Here is a 23117-nt window from a genome sequence, read left to right on the forward strand (position 1 = left end):
GATATGGCATCGGTTGATATTCAGGATGTGACCAAATCCTATGGTCAGTTGCAGGTCATGCACGGGGTTTCTGTCGATATCGCGGATGGCGAATTCGTCGTGCTTGTCGGGCCCTCGGGCTGCGGGAAGTCGACGCTGCTGCGGATGATCGCGGGGCTGGAAGAGATCAGCGCCGGCACGATCAGCATCGGGCCCCGCGTGGTGAACGATCTGCCGCCAAAACAGCGCGATATCTCGATGGTGTTTCAGAATTATGCGCTTTACCCGCATATGACGGTGGCACAGAACATGGCCTTTTCGCTGACTTTGGCCAAGGCACCGCAGGCGGAAAAGGATGCCAAGGTCGCGCGGGCGGCGGATATTCTGGGGCTGACCCCCTATCTTGATCGCTACCCCCGCGCGCTATCGGGGGGCCAGCGGCAGCGCGTGGCGATGGGGCGATCCATCGTGCGCGATCCGCAGGTGTTCTTGTTCGACGAGCCTTTGTCCAACCTGGACGCGAAGCTGCGCGTGCAAATGCGGGCCGAGATCAAGGCCTTGCACCGCCGTCTTGGGGTGACGATCGTCTATGTCACCCATGATCAGGTCGAGGCGATGACCATGGCCGACAAGATCGTCGTGATGAACGGCGGGCGTGTGGAACAGATCGGCACGCCGCTGCATCTGTACGATCATCCGGTGAATGCCTTTGTCGCGCAATTTATCGGCTCGCCCGCGATGAACCTGATCGCCGCGCGGGCAGACGGCGGGGCGCTGGTGCTGCAAGACGGCACCCCGACCGGCATTCGCGCGCCGGCCGGTCTGGCGGATGGGGCGGCGGTGGATATCGGAAAACGCCCCGAACATCTGGTCTTTGCAGATGCGGGCGGCATCCCTGCGACCGTCCGCATTGTCGAGCCTACGGGGGCCGAGACCTTTGTTGTCGCCGATCTGCACGGCCAAGAGGTCACATGTCTGCTGCGCAGCCGCACCGACGTGACCGAGGGCGCAGCAATATCGCTGCGTCTTGATCAGGGGGATGTGCATATTTTCGACCGCGAAACAGGGCTGCGGATTTGACGCGCCGTCTGCCGTATAAAGCCATATAAAAAGGGGCGCCGCGGCGCCCCTTTCTTTTAAGATCAGCTTATTGGGTGCTGACGATCTTTTGCGCAGCTTCCAGATCTTCGCGCAGGACCTCGACCTCGTCGATCGACACGGCAGCGGCGCTGTTGCCCCAGCTATTGCGCACGAAATCGAGGATTTCGACGATTTCGGCGTCGCTCATCTTCCATGCGAATGACGGCATACCGGCAGCGGTCGCAAGGCTTTCCGTCGCAGGCGCGCGGGCCCCCATCAGCAGCGCGTGGATGACGTTGGTCGCGTCATTCGTCAGCATACTGGGATTGCCGGCAAAGGCCGGGATCATTCCTGGGATCCCCTCGCCCGACAGGCCATGACAGGCCGCGCAATTCACCTCGTATGACAGTGCCGCGCGGGCCTGCGTCGCCTCGTCCATGACGGGCGGCTCGCCCGGCGTGTAATCCGAGGCGGGCGATGCCTTGAGGAAGGTCGCGATGGCGGTCAGATCTTCGACACTCATATGCTGGGTGTTGTTCTCGATCACGCCAACCATCGGGCCTGCGGCAACGGCGCCGCCCGCAGCACCGGTTTGCAGGTAGGCGACGATTTCCTCGATGCTGAGCTGCCCGATCAGCGTATTGGGATTTGGCGAAATATCGGGCGCGAAATACCAGCCCATATTGGTGCCGGTCAGATCTGCACGGTGGCAGCCGGTGCAGCTGTTTTCCGCAGCAAGCTCTGAGCCGCGGGTGACAACCGCAGCGTCAAAGTCCTGCGCATAGGCGCCAACAGCGCCCAGTCCCAGATATGCGCCGGCAAGAAGGTAACGAATTTTCATGGGCATGACCTTACGCATCCACCAGCGGGCCGGGGTTGTTGACATAGGTTTGATGAATGGCCTGGGCCGCGCGCACAGCCAGCGCACCGACGGTCACCGTCGGATTGTAACCGGCGTTTGCTGGAAACGCCGATGCACCGACGACGAACACGTTGTGGACATCCCAGCTTTGGCAATAGGTGTTCAGCGCCGATGTGGTCGGATCAGCCCCGATAACCGCACCACCTTGGGTGTGGCTGCTGGTCTGCATATAGGGGTTCCAGCTTTTGTCGGCCTGATTGTCGACGATGATATCGCTGCCACCCACTTCGCGCATGATCTCGACCGCGCGGTCGGTCACATAGCTGCACATGTCGCGGTCGTTCTTGTTCCAGTCGAATGTCATGCGCATCAGCGGCTGACCGTGGCGATCCTTGTAGGTCGGGTCCAGATCCAGATAGGCGTCGCGCACCGGCATCGAGGTCCCTTGGCAGAAGATCGTGCCATTGCTGCCATAATCGCGCGCATAGCCCGATTTCCACTCGCTGCCCCAGCGCTTGGTGCCCGGACGCAGGTTGTCCATGCGCTGGATCGGGCGGCCATCGGTCGAATAGCCCATGATCCCCGCACCGCCGATAAAGCCAAGGCCGGTATGGTCAAAGTTATCGCCGTTGAAATCGTCGATCTGCACCGCCAGCGCACCACCGCCGATGAAGGGGTTCATATGCTCGCCGTCAAAGAATCCGGTTACGGACGAGCAGGTCTGATAGTTGTAGTTCCGGCCCACGGTGCCGGTATGGCTGACAGGATCATAGGCCTCGCCCACGCCCGACAGCAGCATCAGACGCACGTTGTCCATCTGGAATGCGGTGATGACGACGACATCGGCGGGCTGGAAGCCCTCTTCGCCCTCTTTGGTGACAAAGCGTACGCCTTTGGCGGTTTTACCATCTTCGTGTTTCACAGCGTGCAGCACTTCGGTCTCTGTCAGCACGGTGAAATTCGGGCGACGCATCAGCACCGGCAGAATGCAGGCTTGCGGCGACGATTTCGAGAAGTTCCCGCAGCCGTGGAAGTCGCAGAACCCGCAATAGGTGCAGGGGCCCATATTGACGCCCAGCGGATTGACATAGGCCTGGCTGAGGTTGCCGGCCGGAATGGTGAACGGATGATAGCCCATGTTCTGCGTCGTTTCGCGGAACTTGCTCATCCAATGCGAATCTTTCAGCGGCGGTGTCGGATAATCGCGCGAACGGGGGCCTTCGAACGGGTTGCCGCCCGCCTGAATTTCGCCCTTGATGTTACCTGCGATACCCGACGTGCCCGCGATCCGTTCGAACCGGTCATAATAGGGCTCAAGCTCGTCATAGCTCATACCCCAGTCCTGCAGTTGCAGGTTCAGGCTGTCAGTAAAGGCATCGCCGTAACGCTCGCGCGTTTGGCTTGCGACCTGCAGATCCCACGGGGTAAAGCGCCAGGACATCCCGGCCCAGTGTGTACCTGCCCCGCCGACGTTCCAACCATATTGGAACGCCGACCAGTTGCGCACGGGCGCCGCGGTTTGATCCATGCGGTTACGGAATGTCGTGGTCTCGACCGACATCGGCTGCAGCATCGTGCGGCGTGTGTGCCATTTCAGCTCATCCGCATCGACGGCGGGCGGGAAATCGGTCGATGTATCGCGCCATGCGCCGCGTTCAATCGCGACGACATTCAGGCCTGCACGGGTCAATTCTTCGGCCATGACCGATCCGGCCCAGCCAAGGCCCACAATCACGACATCCGCCTTAGGGCGTTCAATAGTCATTTTCTGTCTCTTTCGATCTGGCTTTAGTCTTGCGGGATCAGGCTGACGGGCGTCAGGTTCAGCGCCTCGCCGCGGCGGTCGATATAGGGGCGATAGTCATAACGGGCGCCCGGAAAACCGATCATTTTCCAGCCCGCCATGTCTTTGTTGCCGCCGTAAATCGGATCGGACAAATAGCCCTCGCGCGCGTTTTGCAGCATGAGTTCAAAGAAGGCGCCGGCATGGATTTCGGGGCCCAGGTCGATCTCGCCCGCCTCAAGGCCGGTCAGGATCTCGTCGATGCGATCAGGCGACAGGGCGGCAAAGGCGACGCCATCCGTGGTCTGGGCATAGGCCTCGAGCGCCTTCAGGCCAATCTCATAGCGTTGGCGCGGGGTCGACAGGAACTGCGGCATGCCCATGATCGCCTCTTCGTTGGCGGGGTCGAGCGGGCCTTCCAGATACAGCGCAGCACCCGATCCATAGGTGCCAGCCAGCTGGTCATCGAGGAATTCGATACAGCCGGCTTCAGATGCGGCGGGGCCGTGGTCATCGGCCGGGATCAGGCGGTCAAAGACGGCCTTGACGGTGTTGCGGTCGGTTTCATCACGCAACACCACATATTCACCACCCCGGCGTGCGGGCACGGGCAGGTGATCGGGGTTTTGTGCGGTGGCGGTGGGGAACCCGTTCAGTTCCTCGGCCTTGACGCCTTTTGCCGCCAGCGGGGCAACAGCGGCGGCGAGACCAAGCGAGAATAAAGCTTCTCTGCGGTTCATCGGCGATCCTTTCCGGACATAGTCCAGCAGCGCAAGCATAGGCTTGCTGCGCCAGCGGAACTGGCGCGGTCAATCTTGGGGCGATGGAGGGGGTGTGACGGCTGTGCCCTAGGTCGGGCGCGGCTGGCGCGCAGGTATGAAAAGCATGGCTACCTCAATGAGTGGCTGTCTCAGCTGTCAGTTCTTTGGGTTAGCGCGGCCCAAAGGGGCAAACAAGACACATGAATCGCGCCATTTGACCCAGATCTGATTATCCATCACTGTGACGAAAAACCCTCAAACCTTCATGTCAGGATGAGGGATTTTGCCGCGATTGCCAGTGGTAGATGGTGGCAGTAAATTGAGCTTTCAGCCACCAGCAGGATATTCCATGGCAGCGCGCAAGACGATCTCTGACCTGGCAAACGAAGCGCAGATCAGTGTCTCGACCATTGATCGAATCCTTAGTGGACGCGGCCATGTCAAAGCCACGACCGTCGAACATGTGCTGGCCGCAGCCGAGCGAATCGGCTTTCACGGTATCGCTGTCATTCGCAGCCGTTTGGGCGAGGTTGCGCCGCAACGCACCTTGGGCTTTGTCATCAACAGCAAATCGCGGCGCCTTTACACGCTATTTGGCACTTGGCTGGAAAGCTATACGGCCAAGGCCAGCAGCATAAAGGGACGTGCGCTGGTGACCTATGTCGATGGCGTCGATCCTGATGCTTGGGCGGCCGCCCTTTATGATCTGGGCGAGCAATGTGACGCAATCGCCTGTATCGGCCTTGATCATCCCGCCTGCAATATTGCGGTCTCTGATCTGGCGGCACGTGGAATTCCTGTCATTTCAATGATTTCCAGCTTTTCCTCGCCCGATGTTGCAGGGTTTATCGGGTCGAACGATTGGCAACTTGGCCGCACCGCGGGCTGGTTCATGCAGCGCCTGTGCAAGGCGCCGGGCAAAATCGCAATTTTCAAAGGCTCAGAGCTTTACTCCAGCCAGCAGACGAATGAGATCAGCTTCCGCTCGTATCTGCGCAGCAGCGGGTTGGATCTGTTGGATTCGGTCTTTACCGAGGAATCCGACGCCCATGCGATCACCGTGACCGATGCGCTTTTCGCGCAGCACCAGGATATCGTCGGGGTTGTGACCTTTGGCGGCGGGCAGGGCAGTGTCGCGCGCGCGATTGCCGCAAAGGTTCAGGCTGGCCTGCGCAAGCCGGTGGTCATCGGGCTGGAGCTGACAGATGCCACGCGCAAACAACTTGTCAGCGGCGAGATCGACATCATGCTGGCCCATCCGCTAGAAGAAATCGCCGCTGCGGCGGTTGAGGCACTTGTGCAATTGGTCGGCGACCGTGCGGCGAGCGCCCGGATCGAACGGATCATCCCCTTTAAGGTCATCGTTTCCGAGAATTGCTAGCAAAGCATCGGGCGGCCAAGAACGTTGACTTTACGCCCTATATAGGGTACCCCCCTATATTATGTCACATCTCAGTCAGAACAAGGCCAAGCTTTTGGCGCGCGTCCGCCGCCTGAAGGGGCAGATGGAAGCGATCGAGCGCAAGCTGGAGGACGATGCGCATTGCGGCGAGGTTCTAAACCTTGTGGCTTCGGTGCGCGGGGCGATATCGGGGCTGACCGCCGAGTTGATCGAAGATCACCTGCGCGAACATGTTTCCAACCCCGACAAGGACGAAGATCCGGCCCGCGCGCAGGGCGCGGCCGAGTTGATAGATGTCATCAGGACGTATTTGAAATGAGCCAGGCCGAAGATAAATTCGCAGCGCCGCATGGGCATGTGTTTCTAGGCGCCGACCATGACCGCAACGAGCGGCGCACCTGGCTGGTCATCGGCATTACCGCCGCGATGATGGTGATCGAGATCGCCGCAGGTACGATCTACGGCTCGATGGCGTTGGTTGCCGATGGATGGCACATGTCGACCCATGCGGCGGCGATGCTAATCACCGCGCTGGCCTATCTTTACGCGCGCAAGCATCGCGATAACCCTCGCTTTAGCTTTGGGACCGGCAAGCTGGGCGATCTGGCGGGATTTGCCAGTGCCATCATTTTGGCCCTGATCGCGCTGCTGATCGGCTGGGAAAGCGTGCAGCGCTTGTATAATCCGGTCGCGATCTCATTCCCGCAGGCGATTTCTGTGGCGGTGGTGGGGTTGGTGGTCAATCTGGTTTGCGCCTGGTTGCTGCGGGATGATCATGCGCATCATCATGGGCATGATCATGATCATCACCACACACATCACCACGCAGGCCAGGATAACAATATCCGCGCGGCCTATCTGCATGTTCTGGCGGATGCGCTGACCTCGGTTCTGGCGATTGTCGCACTCGTGATGGGCAGTGTCTTTGGCTGGGGCTGGATGGACCCGATGATGGGCATTGTGGGCGGGTTGGTCATTGCGCGCTGGTCCGTGGGGTTGATCCGCGACACCGGCCGCACGTTGGTCGACTACCTGCCGGACGGCGAGGATCTGCCCGACGAAATTCGCACAGCGCTGGTCGCGGATGGCGTTCAGGTGACTGATTTGCATGTCTGGCAGATCGGCCCGGGTCATTTCGCCGCAGCACTGTCTTTGCGCGTTGAAACCGTGCACGCGCCGGCATTCTATCGCGAAAAATTGCGCCACATCCATGATCTGTCGCATCTGACCATTGAGGTCGAGCGCGCCATCCCCTAGGCGTCGTCCCGCTTTCGATCACAATTGCATATTGCAACCATTGGCCAGATTGCGCCTGCAATTTTGCTATGTTAGCGCAATCATCGCAAAATCTGCGGCGCCAGCGCTTTTCCACTGCTAGGGTGAGCTGCAGGCGTGCCGCATTGGCCGTTAACCCGAGTATGCAAGATGATTGATGACAGAGACCGCAAACTACTGAACCACCTGCAAAGTGATGCAGATATCTCGATCTCGGATCTGGCCGATCGCGTGGCACTGTCTGTATCGGCCTGCTGGCGACGGGTGCGGCGGTTGTACGAGCAAGGCTTTGTCGCGCGCCGCATCGCGGTGCTGGATCGGCAAAAGATGAATGTGCCGACCACGGTCTATATGATGATCCAAACATCCGACCATTCGATTGAATGGCTGGAAAAGTTCCGCCAAGCGGTGCTGGATATTCCCGAGATCATCGAAGTGCACCGCCTGACCGGCAACATCGACTATCTGTTGAAAGTCGTGCTGCCCAATGTCGAACACCTTGATGCAATCTATAAGATGCTGGTGAACAAGGTGAATTTCGTCGACGTCTCCTCCTATATCTCGATGGAAGGGATGAAAGAGACGACGATGATTCCGACCAGCTATGCCTGAATAGGCGCTTGCCCTGTCACGCGGACAGGGCAGCGTCCAACACGGGGGCAAAGCGCGCTGTGCGCGGATCACCTTGGTACAGGCGCTGCATCTCGCAGGCGTTCTGTGATAGCTCTGCCACGGCGGCCAAGATCGCCTCGACCTGCGTATCCGACATCAGATAGGTCAGGTTCAGACGCACCCAGCCCGGCTTTTCCAATTCTTCGCCCGCATCCAGCTGCGCGATCAGCGCGGTCGAGCCATCCTCGTCCAGATCCAGCAGGCGGTGCGCATAGGGGCCAGCGCAGGCGCAGCCACCACGCACCTGAATGCCGTAATGGTCTGACAGCATACGCGTGAACAATTGGTGGTGGATGCGGCTGCCGTCGGGCGCGTGAACACGGAATGAAAAGACGGGCAGGGCATGCGCGCCCTCGCGCTGGCCCAGCAGGTCAATGCCCGGCAAACCGTCCCAAGCGGCAAGGGCGCGTTGGCGCAGTTCCTCGTCCCGCATCAGGATATGGTCGATACCGACGGCCTCTTTGACCAAAAGGCACAGGGCCGCGCGGATATCACCGACGATATTGGGGGTGCCCGCCTCTTCGCGCGCGACCAGATTGCCGCTGTAGATATGCCCCCAGGGCGAGACGAACCGCACCGTGCCGCCGCCCGGAAAGGTCGGCCGCGCGCGCCAGCCGATATCGCGGCGCAGGATCAAGATGCCGCTGGCACCGGGGCCACCGGGGAATTTATGCGGCGAAAAGACGATGGCATCCTTGGCCGTCTCGCCCGTACCCATGTCGATGGCGATATAGGGTGCGGCGGCGGCATAATCCCAGACCGAGATCGCGCCCGCATGTTTCAGGCGGCGTGTCACGGCATGTGTATCCGTCAAGATGCCCGTGACATTCGACGCTGCCGAAAAGCTGCCGACGATCAGATCGGCGCCGCTGGCATCGACCAGCGCCTGATCCAGTGCGGCCATATCAGGGCCACCGTCGCGCGCCTCGGGGATGGCGATCACCTCGGCGCCGCTTTCGCGCCAGGGCAGGATGTTCGAGTGATGCTCATACGGCCCGAGGATCACCACGACGCGCTGCCCGGCGCTTACGCGCGCGGCCAGATCAAGGCCCGCGACAATGCGGTTCAGGCCACCCGTTGCGCCTGCGCCGGTAAAGATGACGTCCGAATCCTCGGCCTTGCAGATGCGGGCAATCTCGCGCCGCGCGCCTTCGCGCATCCGGCTCATGACGCCACCTACGAAAGAGGCCTCGGTATGGGTGTTTGCGTAAAATGGCAGCACGCGGGTCATCACGAAGTCTTCGATCTGGCGCAGCGCGCGGCCAGAGGCGGTGTAATCGGCATAGATCAGACGCTTGGTGCCAAAGGGCGTGTCAAAGGCGATGTCATCCCCGATCAACCCCGCACGCAGCGCCGCCACGGTGTTTGGACCGGCAAGGCTGGCTTTGAATGCGGCAATCGCATCATCGGGATTGCGGATATCTGACATAGGGCCCACCTGCTGTGCTTGCGAAGAATTTGCGTCCATTTCGCGATTCGCGCGATGAACATGGCGATCATCGCCGCGAACACGTAAAAATTTTTGCGGAATTTTTGGCGAATTTCGAAACGAACTTGCGTCTGTCATGCTGTGATCCCTGCCATTTGCAAATAGAGGATGGAATGGGGTGTCTGTCTTTACCTCAGAATCACTATAAACTTTGTCGTGTATTAAATCCAACCTTTTATCGGATTGGCGGCGGATCTTGGCATGCGTGGTTAATGGGGGCGGTTGATTTTCGTGCAGAAAATAGGCGGGCGCGGGCGGGCGGGCAGAAATTGTGCAAAAGCCTTGGTGCCAACATTGGAACTGTGAAAGCGTGAAGGGGAATGCAGCAGCGGGACGGCAAGGCAGAATGTCGATCAAGGCCAGTATCTACCACCTGACTCATTACACCTATGACCGTCCCGTCGTGCTTGCGCCGCAGGTCATCCGGCTGAAACCCGCGCCGCACAGCCGCACGAATGTGCTGTCACATACGCTGAAAGTGACGCCCGAAAACCATTTCGTGAATTATCAGCAGGATATCTACGGCAACTGGCTGGCGCGTTTCGTCTTTCCCGAACCCGTGCACGAGCTGAAGATCGAGGTCGACCTGCTGGCGGATATGACCGTCTATAACCCCTTTGATTTCTTTGTCGAAGAACAGGCCGAATACTTCCCCTTCACCTATCCCCCCGAGATCGAAGAGGATCTTGCGGTTTACCTGAAACCCGAGCGCGCTGGCCCGCGGCTCAAGGCCTTTTTGCAAACCGTGCCACGCGCGCGCACCAGGATCGTCGACTTCCTTGTCGCCCTGAACCAACGCGTCGCAAATAGCGTGGGCTATGTCATCCGCATGGAGCCGGGTGTGCAGACGCCTGAAGAGACATTCAAGGTCGGCACCGGCTCTTGCCGCGACTCGTCATGGTTGCTGATACAGGCGCTGCGGCAGCTAGGCCTCGCGGCGCGGTTCGTGTCGGGCTATCTGATCCAGTTGAAACCGGATCTTGAGGCCTTGGACGGCCCCTCGGGCACCGATCACGACTTCACCGATCTGCATGCCTGGGTCGAGGTTTACCTTCCCGGCGCGGGCTGGGTCGGGCTTGACCCGACCTCGGGGCTGATGACGGGTGAAAGCCATATACCGCTGGCGGCAACGCCGCATTACCGCAATGCCGCGCCGATTTCTGGCGGCTATTCCGCTGCGGGCGTGCCCGAGGTGGAATTCGACTTTGACATGAAGGTCACCCGCGTGGCCGAACATCCCCGCATCACCAAGCCGTTTTCGGACGAGGCATGGGCGGCGCTGGACGCTTTGGGCCAAAAGGTTGATGCGTCGCTGGCGGCGGGGGATGTGCGCCTGACCATGGGGGGCGAGCCGACATTCGTCTCGATCGATGATTTCGAGGCGGATGAATGGAATACCGGCGCTGTCGGCCCGACGAAGCGCGCCTTTGCCGATGAACTGATACGCCGTTTGCGCGACCGTTTTGCACCCGGTGGCTTCCTGCACTACGGCCAAGGCAAATGGTATCCGGGCGAGACACTGCCGCGGTGGACATTCTCGCTGTACTGGCGGGGCGATGGCCAGCCGATCTGGCAGGACCCCAGCCTGATCGCGGGCGATGCGCCGCTGAAAACGGCGACGGCAGAGACGGCCGAAGATCTGTTGGCGGCCTTGGCCGAGGAACTCGCGGTCGATCCGGCCTATATCCTGCCCGCCTATGAGGACCCCGGCGAATGGCTTTTGCGCGAGGCGAACCTGCCCGCGAATGTCACCCCCGAGAATTCCGAGCTGGACGACCCCGAGGCGCGCCTGCGCATCGCCCGCGTCTTTGAACGCGGCCTGACCACTCCAGCCGGTTTCGTGCTGCCGATACAAGCATGGCAGGCGCGCGCGGGCGGTCGGAAATGGCGGTCGGAAAAGTGGCGTCTGCGCCGCGGCCGTGTCTTTCTGGCGCCCGGTGACAGTGCGGTGGGGTACCGCCTGCCGCTGACCGCGCTACCCCATGTGCCGCCCGCCGAATATCCCTATATCAACCCGATCGACCCGACCGAGCCGCGCGGCGATCTGCCCCCTGCTGCGGGTGCGACGGGAACCGCCGCTGCTCCGCGTCCCCACAGCTTCACTCCCACGCCGCCGCCGCCGCAGCAGCAGCGTGATGAGGTCGAGGGGCAGGTGCGCACCGCCATTTCCATCGAGCCGCGCGACGGGCGCCTGTGTGTCTTTATGCCGCCGCTGAGTGCGCTGGAGGATTACCTCGATCTGATCAACGCGACCGAGGCTGCGGCCAAACGCCTTGGCCTGCCTGTGCATATCGAAGGTTATGCCCCCCCAAGCGATCCGCGCCTGAACGTGATCCGCGTCGCCCCCGATCCGGGCGTGATCGAGGTGAACATCCACCCTGCCGCCAGTTGGGAGGAATGCGTCGCCACGACCGAGGCGGTCTACGAGGAGGCCCGACAATCGCGCCTTGGGGCCGATAAATTCATGATCGACGGCCGCCACACCGGCACCGGTGGTGGCAATCATGTGGTGGTTGGCGGCGCGACGACCATGGACAGCCCGTTTCTGCGTCGTCCCGATCTGCTGCGCAGCCTGATCCTGTTCTGGCAGCGGCACCCCAGCCTGTCCTATCTGTTCTCGGGCCTGTTCATCGGCCCGACCAGTCAAGCGCCCCGTATCGACGAGGCGCGCCATGACGGGTTGTACGAGCTAGAAATGGCGATGGCGCAGGTGCCAAATCCGGGGCAGGGGATGCCGCCCTTGCCCTGGCTGACCGACCGTCTGTTCCGCAACCTGCTGGTTGATGTCACCGGCAACACGCATCGCGCGGAAATCTGTATCGACAAGCTTTACTCGCCCGATGGCCCGACGGGGCGTCTGGGTCTGGTCGAGTTTCGCGGCTTTGAAATGCCGCCCAATCCGCGCATGAGCCTGGCGCAGCAATTGCTGATCCGCGCCATTATCGCGCGGCTGTGGCATAAGCCGATTGTGGGCGATCTGACGCGCTGGGGTACCAGTTTGCATGACCGTTTCATGCTGCCGCATTTTCTGTGGCAGGATTTTCAGGATGTGCTGGCCGATCTGACCGCCTTTGGCTTTCCCATGCAGTCCGAATGGTTTGCCGCGCAGGCCGAGTTCCGTTTCCCTTTCTACGGCGAGGTTACACTCGAGGATGTACATCTGGAGATCCGCCAAGCGCTCGAGCCATGGCATGTTCTGGGCGAGGTTGGCGCCATCGGTGGCACCGCGCGCTATACCGACAGCTCGGTCGAGCGGTTGCAGGCAAAGCTGACCACCAGCGATCCCAGCCGCTATATCGTCACCTGCAACCAGCGCAAATTACCGCTGCAAAAGGTCGGCAGCGGTGTTGCGGTGGCGGGTGTGCGGTTCAAGGCATGGCAGCCCGCAATGGCGCTGCACCCGGTGCTGCCGGTGGATGCGCCATTGGTCTTCGATATTTTTGACACATGGACAGGGCGCGCGATCGGCGGTTGCACCTATCACGTCGCCCATCCCGGCGGGCGCAGCTACGACACGTTTCCGGTGAACGGATACGAGGCCGAGGCCCGCCGCCTTGCCCGTTTCACCCCCAGCGGCCACACGCCCGGCAGTTATTGGCCGCGCCCCGAGGTGCCACATCCCGAATTTCCGATGACGCTGGATCTGCGGCGTCGCGCGGGCCTGTAAAAGATGTCGGCCCCGCCCAAGGATTTGCTGCGCGATTACGCGCCGCTGCCCGGTGTGCCTGATGAGCTGATGACCGATAGCGGCCAGATCCGGCCGCTGTGGCAAAAGTTCCTGTCGCATTTTCAAAGCCTTGGGGCGGATGATCTGGCCCGCCGTTTCGCGCGCGGGGATGAATATCTGCGCGATGCGGGCGTGTTCTTTCGCCAATATGGCAATAATGACAGCAGTGAACGGGACTGGCCGCTCAGCCATGTGCCGGTGCTGGTGGATGATGCCGAATGGCAGGATATTACCGCAGGTCTGATCCAACGCGCGGATCTGCTGGAACAGATTGTCGCGGATTTGTACGGTCCGGCGCAGCTTGTGTCCGATGGTCATTTACCCGCAGGGTTGATCGCCCAAAGCCCCGAATACCTGCGTCCGCTGATCGGGATGAAACCCGCATCCGGCCATTTCCTGAATGTCATCGCCTTCGAGATTGGTCGCGGCCCCGATGGGCGCTGGTGGGTGCTGTCGGACCGCACGCAGGCGCCTTCGGGCGCGGGCTTTGCGTTGGAAAACCGTGCCGCAACCCTGCGCGCTTTTGGCGAGTTCTTTGGCGAGGGCAAGGTGCACTGGCTGTCGGCCTATTTCAGGGCGCTGCGCGAGATGATCGCAGATTTGGCCGGGGGCGATGCGGGGCGCGCCGCAATCCTGACGCCGGGGCCGCTGAACGATACCTATTACGAACACGCCTATATTGCGCGCCATCTGGGCCTGATGCTGCTGCAGGGCGAGGATCTGACCGTCGAGGGTGACCGCGTCATGGTGCGCACGGTATCTGGGCCGCAGCCCATGTCGGTGCTGTGGCGGCGGGTCGATGCGGCGTGGATGGACCCGCTTGCGCTGAACGACACATCCCAGCTCGGAATCCCCGGTCTGGTCGAGGCTTTGCGCGCCGGCAATATTGCCGTGCTGAACGCGCTGGGCGCGGGGCTGGTCGAAATGCGGGCGCTGATGGCCTTTATGCCGCGTATCGCCGAGGTGTTGACCGGCGGCCCGCTGCTTATTCCGAATGTGGCGACCTGGTGGTGCGGCGATAGAGATGCGCGCGCGCATGTGCTGGCCCATGCGGATAAACTCTCGATCACGCCTGCGCTGTTCACGCGGGCGGCGTTTGACGACGATCACGGGGCCGAGGAAACCGGCTGGATGCGCGCGCCTGTGGACGCGCCGCTGCCCGATCGGCTGGCGATCGATGGCCCTTTGCTGGTCGGGCAAGAGGCGGTGACCCTCTCGACCACCCCCGCCTATATCGACGGCCGCCTGCAACCGCGCCCCACAGCGCTGCGGGTCTTTCTGGCGCGCACCGCCGACGGCTGGCAGGTCATGCCGGGCGGTTATGCGCGCATCGGCATGGGCGGTGACCCATCTGCGCTGGCAATGCAGCGCGGCGGGGCGGTGGCCGATGTCTGGGTGGTCAGCGACACGCCGGTGCCGCGTATCACCATGCCGCCATCGCGCGCGACTGGCCTGCGCGCGGATATGGGCCTGCTGCCCGCCCGCGCCGCCGATAACCTGTTCTGGCTGGGCCGCTATATCGAACGGGCCGAAGGGATCATGCGCCTGCAACGCGCGTGGCATCTGCGCCTTGCCGATGACCCCGAACAGATCAGCCCGCTGCTGTCATGGCTGGATGATTACCTGCGCGGGCAGGGGATCGACCCGGACGAGCGTGTGCCCGAAGCGTTGCACAGCGTTCTTTCCGCCGCGATTGGCAGCGCGGCCAAAGTGCGGGACCGTTTCTCGGTCGATGCGTGGATGGCGCTGAACGATCTGGCGCGTACGGCGCGGCGCATGTCGGGCACAGTGGTCCCCGGCACGGACGAGGCGCGCGCCATGGGGATCTTGTTGCGCAAGATCAGCGGCATTTCGGGGCTGGTGCATGAAAACATGTATCGCTTTACCGGTTGGCGATTCCTGACCATTGGCCGCAGCCTGGAACGCGCCGCCGCGATGGCGGGGCAGTTGGCCGCGATGGCGGATGCGGGCGCACCCGATGGTGCGCTGGATCTGGCGATCGAGGTCGGCGACAGTACGATGACCCATCGTCGCCGCTTTAGCATCGATACCAGCCGCGCGACTGTGGTGGATTTGCTGGGGCTGGATGTGTTGAACCCGCGTGCGATCCTGTATCACCTGACCGCGCTTTTGGATCAGATCGCCCAGTTGCCGGGGGTTGATGCGCGCAGCGATCATGCCGATGTGTGGCGCGGGGTCACGCAATTGCATGGCCGCCTGTCGGTGCTGACCCCCGAGGCGTTGGATACCGAGGCGCTGCTGGCCTGCCGCGCCGAGATATGGCAGCTTTCCGATCTATTGACCGCGGCCTTCTTTCGCTAGGATGCGCCATGATCTACGATATCCGCCTCAGCATGCGCTATCACTATGGCAGCCCCGCGATGGGCGGGCGCCATGTGTTGCGCCTGTTGCCCTATAATATTGCCGGGGTGCAGCAGGTCGAGCGGGCGCAACTGGTGATCGAGCCCGCGCCGCATACACGCAGCGATAGCGTTGATTTTTACGGCAATGTCACCACCAGTCTTGTACTGACCAACGCGCATGATGCGATTGACTTTACCATGACCGCCCGCGTCCAGCGCACCCGGCCCGAGGATCTGTTTGACACCACGCCCTCGCTTGCAGGGATTGCGGCGCAGGTGGCGGGATGGCGCGACCTGTCGCGCGCCTCGCCGCATCATTACCTGATGCCCTCGCCGCGGGTGATCCGCGATGCGGATGTGGCCGCTTGGGCGCGCGATGTGGTTGCGGGCGCGCCGACGGTGTTTGATGCCGCAAACCGCCTGAACTGCGCCCTGCACGATCTGATGCGCTATGATCCCGATGCGACCACTGTCGAGACCTCCCTGTCCGAGGCCTTTGCCGCGCGCCACGGCGTCTGTCAGGATTTCTCGCATATCATGATCGCGGCTCTGCGCGATCTGGGCGTGCCCGCAGGTTATGTCAGCGGCTTGCTGCGCACCAGCCCGCCGCCCGGTCAGCCTCGTCTAGAGGGGGCGGATGCGATGCACGCCTGGGTCGCTGTCTGGTGCGGGCGTGAACTTGGCTGGGTGCAATTCGACCCGACCAACGCCGTGCGCGCGGGCACGGACCATATCCTGATCGCCACCGGGCGCGACTATTCCGATGTCGCGCCGGTCAAAGGGGTGCTGCGATCCTCTGGCGCGCAGACAGCGGCTCAGGCGGTGGATGTGGTGCCGCTGGACTGATCGGTTGGCTGATCCTGTTCGGGTTTCAGGTTGAACACGGCGCAATAGAGGGCCGGCACAAAGACCAGCGTGATCAGCGTGCCTGCGATAATCCCGCCCATCATCGCATAGGCCATCGGGCCCCAGAACACCTCGCGCGAGATTGGGATCAGCGCAAGGCTGGCCGCCGCCGCCGTCAGCAGGATCGGCCGGGCGCGCGAATCTGCGGCGTGGAACACGGCATCCCAGCGGCTGCGCCCGCGCAGGCGTTCTTCCTCGACCTCGTGGACAAGGATGATCGCATTGCGCAGCAGGATCCCGATCAGCGCCAAGATCCCCAGAATTGCCACGAACCCAAGCGGCGATCCGCTGGGTAGCATCGCCGCCACCACACCGATAATCGCCAGGGGCGCGGTCGCCATCACGATGAACATCAGGCGAAAGCTTTGCAATTGCACCATGATCAGCAGCATCATCACCAGCAGCATGATCGGCACGACAGCGACAATGGGACCGATACTGTCTTCACTACTCTCGACGGTGCCGCCGGGCGCGATCGTATAGCCCGTAGGCAGATCCGCAGCCAGCGTTGCGATCTGCGGTGTCAGATCCGCCACGATCGAGACCGCCTGCGCATCCCCGACCAGCCCGGCGCGTACGGTGATCGTGGGCAGCCCCTCGCGTCGCATGATCGTGGGCTGTTCTTGCTCCCACGCCAGGCTGGCAAAGCTGGCGAGCGGCATGGCGATGCCTGCGCTGGTGCCAAATTGCAGGCCCTGCAGGCGCGACAGGCTGCCGCGATCATCATCCGACCCGCGCGCAACGACATCGACCAGATAGATGTCATCGCGCAGTTGCGTGACGGTGGTGCCCGTAAAGATCGTCTGCAAGGATTGCGCGACATCCGATTGCGTCAGGCCGAACTGGCGCATCTTTTCCTGATCCAGCTCTAGCCGCACACTGCGGGCGGGTTCGGACCAATCCAGCGTGACATGCGACAGGCGGGGATCGGCGGACATGACGCCCGCCACTTGCCGCGCCGCCTCGCGCAGCAGTGCAGGATCGGTCCCTTGGATGCGGTATTGCACCGGCTTTCCGACAGGGGGGCCCAGCTCGATCAGGCTGGCGTAAACCTCGGCCCCCGGCAGGGCATGACGGGTGAAGTCGTCCAGAGCCGCGCGCAAGCGATCGCGCGCCGCCAGGTCGCGGGTTTGGATGATGACCTGCGCCATATGCGGCGCGCCGGTGGGCAGATCCAGCGCCAGAACAAAGCGCGGCGTGGGGCCGCCGATATAGCTGGACCAGAATCTGACTTCATCGCGCGTTGCCAGAAAATCCTCGATCTTTGTCACGGCACTGGCGGTCGCATTGATCGAGGCGTTTTGCGCCAGGGTCACATCGACGATCAGCTCGGTCCGGTCCGATGTCGGGAAGAACTGTTGATCGACATAGCGCATCCCAAAGGCCGAGATGGCAAAAAGCGCAACCGTGCCCGCGATGACCACCCAGCGCGCCCGCATCGCAAAGCGCAGCATGGCGTGATAGGCGCGGCGCAAGCGGCCCGCTGGTTTATGCGCATGTTTCAGCTTTGCCGGCAGCAAGGTCACGCCCAGCAGCGGCGCGAACAGCACGGCAACAACCCAAGACAGCGTCAGCGCCGCCGCAATCACCACGAACAGCGAGAACGTATATTCCCCCGCCATCGAGGCGTTTAGCCCGATCGGCACAAATCCCGCGACCGTAATCAGCGTGCCGGTCAGCATCGGTGCCGCGATGGACGTCCAGGCATAGGAAGCGGCCTTGACCAGATTTTCCCCCATCTCGAGGCGCGAGATCATCGTTTCAATCGCGATCATCGCATCATCGACCAGCAGCCCCAGTGCGATGATCAGCGCGCCCAGCGACACCCGCTGCAGCGTGATGCCGAAATATTCCATCACGACAAAGGTCAGCGCCAGGACCAGCGGGATCGACAGGCTGACGACCATCCCCGCCCGCAGACCAAGGCTGATGAAACTGACGGCCAGCACGATGGCGACAGCCTCGACCAGCGCACGGACGAAGTGATTGATCGCCTCGTCCACCACATGGGGTTGGTCGGCAATGCGGGTAATCTCGATCCCGATGGGCAGCTCTGCCGCGACGCGTGCCATCAGATCATCCAGCGCCGTGCCAAAGGCCTGAATATTTGCGCCATCGCGCATCCCGACGCCAAGGCCGATCGCAGGCACGCCATTGGCGCGGAACACGAAAGAGGCGGGGGTCTCATATCCCGCGCGCACATCGGCAACGTCGGACAGGCGGAAATACTTATCCTCGATGCGCAGACTGACATTCGCCACATCCTGCGCATCGGTGAATTGACCGCCCATGCGCAGGAAAATCCGCTCGTCCCCGGCGGTGATCGTGCCTGCGGGGTTGATCTGGTTTTGCTGGTTCAGCGTATCCAGCACGGATTGCTGATCGACGCCCAAGGCGGCAAGGCGCTGGCTGGAAAATTCGATATAGACGCGTTCGTCCTGTGCGCCGATCATCTCGACCTTGCCGGCATCCTCCAGCATCAAAATGGCGCTGCGGACACGGTCTACCTCGTCGCGCAATTCGCGCGGGGTAAAGCCATCGGCGGTAAAGGCATAAATGCTGCCAAAGACATCGCCAAAATTGTCGTTGAACGAAAAGCCGCTGAATTCCCACGGCATGTCTGCGCGCAGATCGCTCATCATATTGCGCATATCGCGCCAGGCATTGGTCACATCCGCGCCGCGCACCTCGGGGCGCAGTTCGACGAAAACGACAGAGACACCTGGATAGGTGGTGGATCGCGTGTAATCCAGCCCATCAAGGTCCTGCAGCTTGCGTTCGATCCGGCTGGTGACTTGCTCGACCGTCTGTTCGATGGTCGCGCCGGGCAGGGCGGCGCTGATCACCGCAGTTTTCAGCGTGAACGAGGGGTCTTCCTCGCGCCCAAGGTTCATGAACGAAAACGCGCCTGCAACCACGGCGACGATCATCAAAAACCACACGAGCGAGCGGTGCGCCAGCGCCCATTCGGAAAGGTTGAACCGGGGTGTGGTCATCGCGTTTGTCCCTCATTGCGCGGCCCGACGCTCTGGCCCTCGGTCAGACTGTTAATGCCGCGGATGACGATTTCATCGCCCGCAGCAAGGCCCTCTAGGATGACGATGCGCGGATCTGCGCCAAAGCCGTCCAGCGCCTCGCCCAAGGTGACGGGAATGCGCGTCACGCGGCGCGCGTCCCCCATGCTGTCCACACGCCAGACGGCGGGCGCATCGCCCGGGATGATTGCGGCCTGCGGCAACGTCAGCAGCGCGCCGCCCGCGCCGTCGATGGCAACGGTGGCGATCATACCGATGCGATAGGCGGCAGGCGCATCATTGGGCAGCGACAGATGCACACGGCGAAACCGCAAGCTGGCGTCGCTGACCGGTTCGATCAGGCGCAGGGACCCGCTGATCGGGGGCGTATCCTCGGTGCGGATCGAGACCTGAAAGCTTTGATCGGGGCGCAGGGCGGCGGCATAGCTTTCGGGCAGGTCAAACAGCACTTCGCGCCGGTCGGTGTCGACCATCTGCATGACCGGCGTGCCTGCGGCCACCACATCACCCATCTCGGCCATGGTCGCGATGATCACGCCATCATAAGGCGCGCTGAGGACCGAGAAATTCAGCGCATCGCGTGCGGCGGCAAGGCTGGCCTCGGCCTGTGCGACGCCTGAATCCGCATTGGCCTTGGCCTGCTGCGCAGTATCGAGCTGCGCCTGTGACAGCGAGCCGCGATCAAACAGCGATTGCGCGCGATCAAAGGCGGTTTCGGTCGTATCGCGCTGGGCGGTTGCGCTGGCCAGTGTCGCCATCGCCGCATCCACATCCTGCTGCAAGCTGACCTGATCAAGCCGCGCCAGCACCTCGCCGCGTGTGACGCTATCGCCGATATCGACCAGCCTTTCGCGCAGGCGGCCCAGCGTTTGAAAGGAAAGATAGGTCTCGCTTTGCGAGGCGATCACCCCCGTCACATCGCGGCTGATCCCGGCGCCGCTGGCCAGAATTTCGCTGATAACAGGGCGGGGCGTTTGGGCACTGGCGGCCGTGCCCAAGGCGCAAAGGATCACCGCGATGATAGAAAGGTGGCGCATGATCATGGCTCCTGCGGCGGATCGCCCAGATCACGCACGTCTTGTCCGGGGAATAGGAATTGTGCGCCCACCGTCACCACACGCGCGCCTTGCGGCAAGGTGGGTTCCAGCAAGACCGTCGCGGTTTCATAGCTGATCACCGAGACGCTATGCAGCGAGACCTGTGTCGCGCCCGCCTCGATCAGCCAGACGGCGGGGCCGCTTTGATCGGCGGACAGGGCGCTCCATGGGATGGTGATGCCGATATGGCCGGGGAAGTCGGGTACCTCCTCATAAAGCGCGCCGATCACCGCATCGCCGATCGAGAGCTGCGCGGCGACGGTGTCGCTGATGCTGGCCTTGACGCGGATGCTGCCCAGTTGCGGGTCAACATTGGGGGCGACCTCGGACAATGTTGCGGTGAACAGGCGCCCCGGCAGGTCAAGCGTGGCAAGCGTGATGGTTTTGCCGACGATATGCGACAGATCATATGAATCGGGGGCGTAAAAGATCGCCTCGCGCCCCGTGACACCGGCCAGCGACAGCACGCTTTGCGCGGCGGGCACAACCTGCCCGATATCCGCGCCCCTTGCCGTGACGATGCCATCGCTGCTGGCGGTGATGATCGTATCGCTGAGAGCCTGCCGCGCTTTTGCCAATTGCGCCTGCGCATTGTCGCGCGCTGACGTGGCGCTGACCATGGATTGATAGGCGCTGTCATAGCTGGCGCGTGTGGTATTGCCATTTTCCAGCAGCGATTGCTGGCGCGCAAAAGCCGCGGCAAACGTCGTGCGCGAGGCCTCGGCCGCTGTCAGGCTGGCCTCGGCAATGCGCACGGCCTCGGTTTGTTGGGTGGGGTCAAGGCGGGCCAGCACATCGCCGGCGCTGACGATATCGCCAACCTCGACATTGATTTCGATGATCAGCCCGCCAGTACCAAAGGCGGCTGTGGTGGTCTGGGTCGCCGCAATCGTGCCGGTCATACTGAGGTTCAGCGGCATCGGCGCAACGGTGACAGGTAGGGTGTACACATCGCGCGGATCGGGGGCGGTATGTGCAGCAAGCGGGGTCATTACGGCGGCCATCGCGGTCAAAATGCGCAACTTTACAGCGAATTCCATCGGCACCCCTCATCCTTAGCGGGTTTCCCCGCCACACTGGGCGAAAAGGCAGGCAGCGATCAAGATGCTCTGTGATGGGAAGGTTGCGAAAATATGCGGATTGCTGCGCCAGATGGGATAGACCATTGCGCAATAAGGCGCTTATCTGTGCGTGGGCGCTGGCTTTTAATGGCGCAGGCGATGACATCTGTCGCGCCCTATTCAAAAGAACCGGACATTAGTGATGACAGCCGCGCGACCCGGCCACTCCTCTCATCCGGCGCTGGTGCTGCCGGTGCTGGGGCTGGTCGGTGTGATTGGCACATTGATGCAGACGATGGTGCTGCCGCTGCTGCCGCAAATGCCGGGGATCTTTGGCGTCTCGCCATCGGCGGCCAGTTGGATCGCGACATCGACCATGCTTGTGGGTGCGATCGGTGCGCCGCTGTTTGGCTGGCTGGGGGACAGGTTCGGCCTGCGCGGCATGATCGTGCTGGCGATGGCGCTGCTGGCGGTCGGATCACTGCTGGCGGCCGTATCAGATCGTCTGTGGCTGATGTTGCTGGGCCGTGTGCTGCAAGGGTTCGCGGTCGGCACGATTGGCCTGTCGATGGCGCTGCTGCGCCAGATATGGGGGCCGGAACGCCTGCCTATGGCCGTGGGCTTCATGAGCGGCACCATCGGCATCGGCGCAAGCCTCGGTGTGCCGCTGGCGGGGGTGATTGTCGAAATCGGCTCGTGGCGCACGATTTTCTGGATCGTGGGAGTGCTGGCGGGGCTGACGGCGGCGCTGATCATGGTCTTTGTCCCCGGCGCAAAGCCTTTGTCGCGCAAAAGGTTTGATTTTATCGGCGCGCTGGGCCTTGGGCTTGTGCTGATGTTGTTGATGCTGCCTCTGACCATGCTCGCGGACGGCAGCCTGTCGATGATGCACGGCGCGCTGCTGATGGGGGCGGGGTTCGTGATCCTCAGCCTTTGGGCACTGTTCGAGGTGCGCTTGCCGCAGCCATTTGTTGATATCCGCCTGTTTCGCCTGCCGGTGATCGCAGGTAGCCAGTTCGTCGCAGTGATGCTGGGGTTCAGCTTTATCACGAATTTCATGGGCACGATTACCGTCACGCAAATGCCGGTGGGGCCGGACGCGGGCCTTGGCCTGTCGGTCCTTGGTACGGGGCTGGTCCATCTGCCCGCCAGCCTGGTTTCCATCATCACACCAACATTGGCCGGGATGCTGCTGCGCGTGCGCGGCGCGCGGGTGGCGGTGCTGGTGGGGTTGGGGGCGGCGGCCCTATCGTGCGTCGGGCGGATGATATTTCTGACCGATCCGGTGATGGTGGCCATCGCGGGTATGTTCAGCTCGGGCGCGCTGAATTTCGCCTTTGCAGCGCTGCCGGTGGCGCTGATGATGGCGGCGCCTATTGATCAACAGGGTTCCGTGAATGGCGTAAACCTGCTGTGCCGCCAGGTGGGATCATCCAGCGGCAGCGTGATCTGCGGCGTGCTGATCGCGTCGCTGATCGACTTTAACGGCATCTCGGGCGCGGGGGCGTTCCATGCGATGTTCGGCCTGTCACTGATCTGTTCCCTTGCGGCGCTAGCGGTGGTCGCCCGCAGCTTTCCAAAGGTGTGAACGGGCGGGGGTTGCGCAATGCGCCTGCGGGGATACC

17 protein-coding genes are annotated in these 23117 nt (G+C 62.2%); 10 read left to right on the forward strand and 7 right to left on the reverse strand.

Annotated features, from left to right (window positions below; all coding sequences use genetic code 11):
* Window positions 1-3 precede the first annotated feature (3 nt).
* The gene (locus tag KVU_RS00425) at window positions 4-1059 is read left to right on the forward strand and encodes an ABC transporter ATP-binding protein (protein WP_013383331.1); all 1056 of its coding nucleotides are present in this window, start codon (window positions 4-6) and stop codon (window positions 1057-1059) included.
* Between the two features lie 67 nt (window positions 1060-1126).
* Here the strand turns inward: KVU_RS00425 and KVU_RS00430 are convergent, their stop codons facing one another.
* Genes KVU_RS00430 through KVU_RS00440 form a run of 3 tightly spaced genes read right to left on the reverse strand, consistent with a single transcriptional unit; the run spans window position 1127 to window position 4444 of the window.
* Complete coding sequence (locus KVU_RS00430; protein WP_013383332.1) at window positions 1127-1900, reverse strand: c-type cytochrome; 774 nt, start codon at window positions 1898-1900, stop codon at window positions 1127-1129.
* A gap of 10 nt (window positions 1901-1910) precedes the next feature.
* Window positions 1911-3686, reverse strand: coding sequence for a GMC family oxidoreductase (locus KVU_RS00435; RefSeq protein WP_044007999.1), 1776 nt, complete (start codon window positions 3684-3686; stop codon window positions 1911-1913).
* A gap of 23 nt (window positions 3687-3709) precedes the next feature.
* On the reverse strand, window positions 3710-4444 hold the full coding sequence (locus KVU_RS00440; RefSeq protein ID WP_044008119.1) for a gluconate 2-dehydrogenase subunit 3 family protein: 735 nt from the start codon (window positions 4442-4444) through the stop codon (window positions 3710-3712).
* Window positions 4445-4814: 370 nt separating this feature from the next.
* Between KVU_RS00440 and KVU_RS00445 the strand changes: the two genes are divergently transcribed.
* The 4 genes from KVU_RS00445 (at window position 4815) to KVU_RS00460 (ending at window position 7754) form a co-directional block, all read left to right on the forward strand.
* Window positions 4815-5846 carry a LacI family DNA-binding transcriptional regulator gene (locus KVU_RS00445; RefSeq protein WP_013383335.1) on the forward strand — a complete coding sequence of 344 codons (1032 nt, stop codon included), beginning with the start codon at window positions 4815-4817 and terminating at the stop codon, window positions 5844-5846.
* Window positions 5847-5907: 61 nt separating this feature from the next.
* Window positions 5908-6186: a metal/formaldehyde-sensitive transcriptional repressor gene (locus KVU_RS00450; protein ID WP_013383336.1), complete on the forward strand. Its 279-nt coding sequence runs from the start codon at window positions 5908-5910 to the stop codon at window positions 6184-6186.
* A complete protein-coding gene (dmeF, locus tag KVU_RS00455; protein ID WP_013383337.1) occupies window positions 6183-7124 on the forward strand; it encodes a CDF family Co(II)/Ni(II) efflux transporter DmeF in 942 nt (313 codons plus the stop codon). The genes KVU_RS00450 and dmeF overlap by 4 nt, the downstream gene beginning before the upstream one ends.
* A 168-nt stretch (window positions 7125-7292) precedes the next feature.
* Window positions 7293-7754 (forward strand): Lrp/AsnC family transcriptional regulator, encoded by a 462-nt coding sequence (locus tag KVU_RS00460; RefSeq protein ID WP_013383338.1) that lies wholly within the window; start codon window positions 7293-7295, stop codon window positions 7752-7754.
* Window positions 7755-7770: 16 nt separating this feature from the next.
* Here KVU_RS00460 and KVU_RS00465 read toward each other — a convergent pair whose 3' ends face one another.
* Window positions 7771-9243, reverse strand: a complete 1473-nt coding sequence (locus KVU_RS00465) for an aminotransferase class V-fold PLP-dependent enzyme (protein WP_013383339.1) — start codon at window positions 9241-9243, stop codon at window positions 7771-7773.
* A gap of 14 nt (window positions 9244-9257) precedes the next feature.
* Here KVU_RS00465 and KVU_RS00470 point away from each other — a divergent pair, with 14 nt between their 5' ends.
* Genes KVU_RS00470 through KVU_RS00485 form a run of 4 tightly spaced genes read left to right on the forward strand, consistent with a single transcriptional unit; the run spans window position 9258 to window position 16239 of the window.
* The gene (locus tag KVU_RS00470) at window positions 9258-9617 is read left to right on the forward strand and encodes a hypothetical protein (protein ID WP_148225654.1); all 360 of its coding nucleotides are present in this window, start codon (window positions 9258-9260) and stop codon (window positions 9615-9617) included.
* A gap of 32 nt (window positions 9618-9649) precedes the next feature.
* Window positions 9650-12970, forward strand: coding sequence for a transglutaminase family protein (locus tag KVU_RS00475; protein ID WP_013383340.1), 3321 nt, complete (start codon window positions 9650-9652; stop codon window positions 12968-12970).
* Between the two features lie 3 nt (window positions 12971-12973).
* Window positions 12974-15352 (forward strand): circularly permuted type 2 ATP-grasp protein, encoded by a 2379-nt coding sequence (locus KVU_RS00480; RefSeq protein ID WP_014537442.1) that lies wholly within the window; start codon window positions 12974-12976, stop codon window positions 15350-15352.
* 8 nt (window positions 15353-15360) lie between these two features.
* Complete coding sequence (locus tag KVU_RS00485; RefSeq protein WP_013383343.1) at window positions 15361-16239, forward strand: transglutaminase family protein; 879 nt, start codon at window positions 15361-15363, stop codon at window positions 16237-16239.
* Here the strand turns inward: KVU_RS00485 and KVU_RS00490 are convergent.
* Genes KVU_RS00490 through KVU_RS00500 form a run of 3 tightly spaced genes read right to left on the reverse strand, consistent with a single transcriptional unit; the run spans window position 16209 to window position 21471 of the window.
* Window positions 16209-19295, reverse strand: coding sequence for an efflux RND transporter permease subunit (locus tag KVU_RS00490; RefSeq protein ID WP_013383344.1), 3087 nt, complete (start codon window positions 19293-19295; stop codon window positions 16209-16211). The two genes, KVU_RS00485 and KVU_RS00490, sit on opposite strands and share 31 nt — an antisense overlap.
* The gene (locus KVU_RS00495; protein ID WP_236953123.1) at window positions 19292-20371 is read right to left on the reverse strand and encodes an efflux RND transporter periplasmic adaptor subunit; all 1080 of its coding nucleotides are present in this window, start codon (window positions 20369-20371) and stop codon (window positions 19292-19294) included. Before KVU_RS00495 ends, KVU_RS00490 begins: the two co-directional genes overlap by 4 nt.
* Before the next feature lie 2 nt (window positions 20372-20373).
* Complete coding sequence (locus KVU_RS00500; RefSeq protein ID WP_236953124.1) at window positions 20374-21471, reverse strand: efflux RND transporter periplasmic adaptor subunit; 1098 nt, start codon at window positions 21469-21471, stop codon at window positions 20374-20376.
* Between the two features lie 223 nt (window positions 21472-21694).
* On the opposite strand from KVU_RS00500, the gene KVU_RS00505 reads away from it, so the two are divergent.
* Entirely contained in the window at window positions 21695-23080 is a 1386-nt protein-coding gene (locus tag KVU_RS00505; protein ID WP_162467571.1) for an MFS transporter, read from the forward strand.
* The last annotated feature ends 37 nt before the right edge of the window (window positions 23081-23117 follow it).

The organism is Ketogulonicigenium vulgare WSH-001 (assembly GCF_000223375.1).
GTDB classification, from domain to species: Bacteria; Pseudomonadota; Alphaproteobacteria; order Rhodobacterales; family Rhodobacteraceae; genus Ketogulonicigenium; species Ketogulonicigenium vulgare.

Excerpts from the sequence above, each read along its gene's own strand:
- KVU_RS00425 (WP_013383331.1), top strand. The coding sequence starts at position 4 with ATGGCATCGGTTGATATTCAGGATGTGACCAAATCCTATGGTCAGTTG.
- KVU_RS00430 (WP_013383332.1), bottom strand. The coding sequence starts at position 1,900 with ATGAAAATTCGTTACCTTCTTGCCGGCGCATATCTGGGACTGGGCGCT.
- KVU_RS00435 (WP_044007999.1), bottom strand. The coding sequence starts at position 3,686 with ATGACTATTGAACGCCCTAAGGCGGATGTCGTGATTGTGGGCCTTGGC.
- KVU_RS00440 (WP_044008119.1), bottom strand. The coding sequence starts at position 4,444 with ATGAACCGCAGAGAAGCTTTATTCTCGCTTGGTCTCGCCGCCGCTGTT.
- KVU_RS00445 (WP_013383335.1), top strand. The coding sequence starts at position 4,815 with ATGGCAGCGCGCAAGACGATCTCTGACCTGGCAAACGAAGCGCAGATC.
- KVU_RS00450 (WP_013383336.1), top strand. The coding sequence starts at position 5,908 with ATGTCACATCTCAGTCAGAACAAGGCCAAGCTTTTGGCGCGCGTCCGC.
- dmeF (WP_013383337.1), top strand. The coding sequence starts at position 6,183 with ATGAGCCAGGCCGAAGATAAATTCGCAGCGCCGCATGGGCATGTGTTT.
- KVU_RS00460 (WP_013383338.1), top strand. The coding sequence starts at position 7,293 with ATGATTGATGACAGAGACCGCAAACTACTGAACCACCTGCAAAGTGAT.
- KVU_RS00465 (WP_013383339.1), bottom strand. The coding sequence starts at position 9,243 with ATGTCAGATATCCGCAATCCCGATGATGCGATTGCCGCATTCAAAGCC.
- KVU_RS00475 (WP_013383340.1), top strand. The coding sequence starts at position 9,650 with ATGTCGATCAAGGCCAGTATCTACCACCTGACTCATTACACCTATGAC.
- KVU_RS00480 (WP_014537442.1), top strand. The coding sequence starts at position 12,974 with ATGTCGGCCCCGCCCAAGGATTTGCTGCGCGATTACGCGCCGCTGCCC.
- KVU_RS00485 (WP_013383343.1), top strand. The coding sequence starts at position 15,361 with ATGATCTACGATATCCGCCTCAGCATGCGCTATCACTATGGCAGCCCC.
- KVU_RS00490 (WP_013383344.1), bottom strand. The coding sequence starts at position 19,295 with ATGACCACACCCCGGTTCAACCTTTCCGAATGGGCGCTGGCGCACCGC.
- KVU_RS00495 (WP_236953123.1), bottom strand. The coding sequence starts at position 20,371 with ATGCGCCACCTTTCTATCATCGCGGTGATCCTTTGCGCCTTGGGCACG.
- KVU_RS00500 (WP_236953124.1), bottom strand. The coding sequence starts at position 21,471 with ATGGAATTCGCTGTAAAGTTGCGCATTTTGACCGCGATGGCCGCCGTA.
- KVU_RS00505 (WP_162467571.1), top strand. The coding sequence starts at position 21,695 with ATGACAGCCGCGCGACCCGGCCACTCCTCTCATCCGGCGCTGGTGCTG.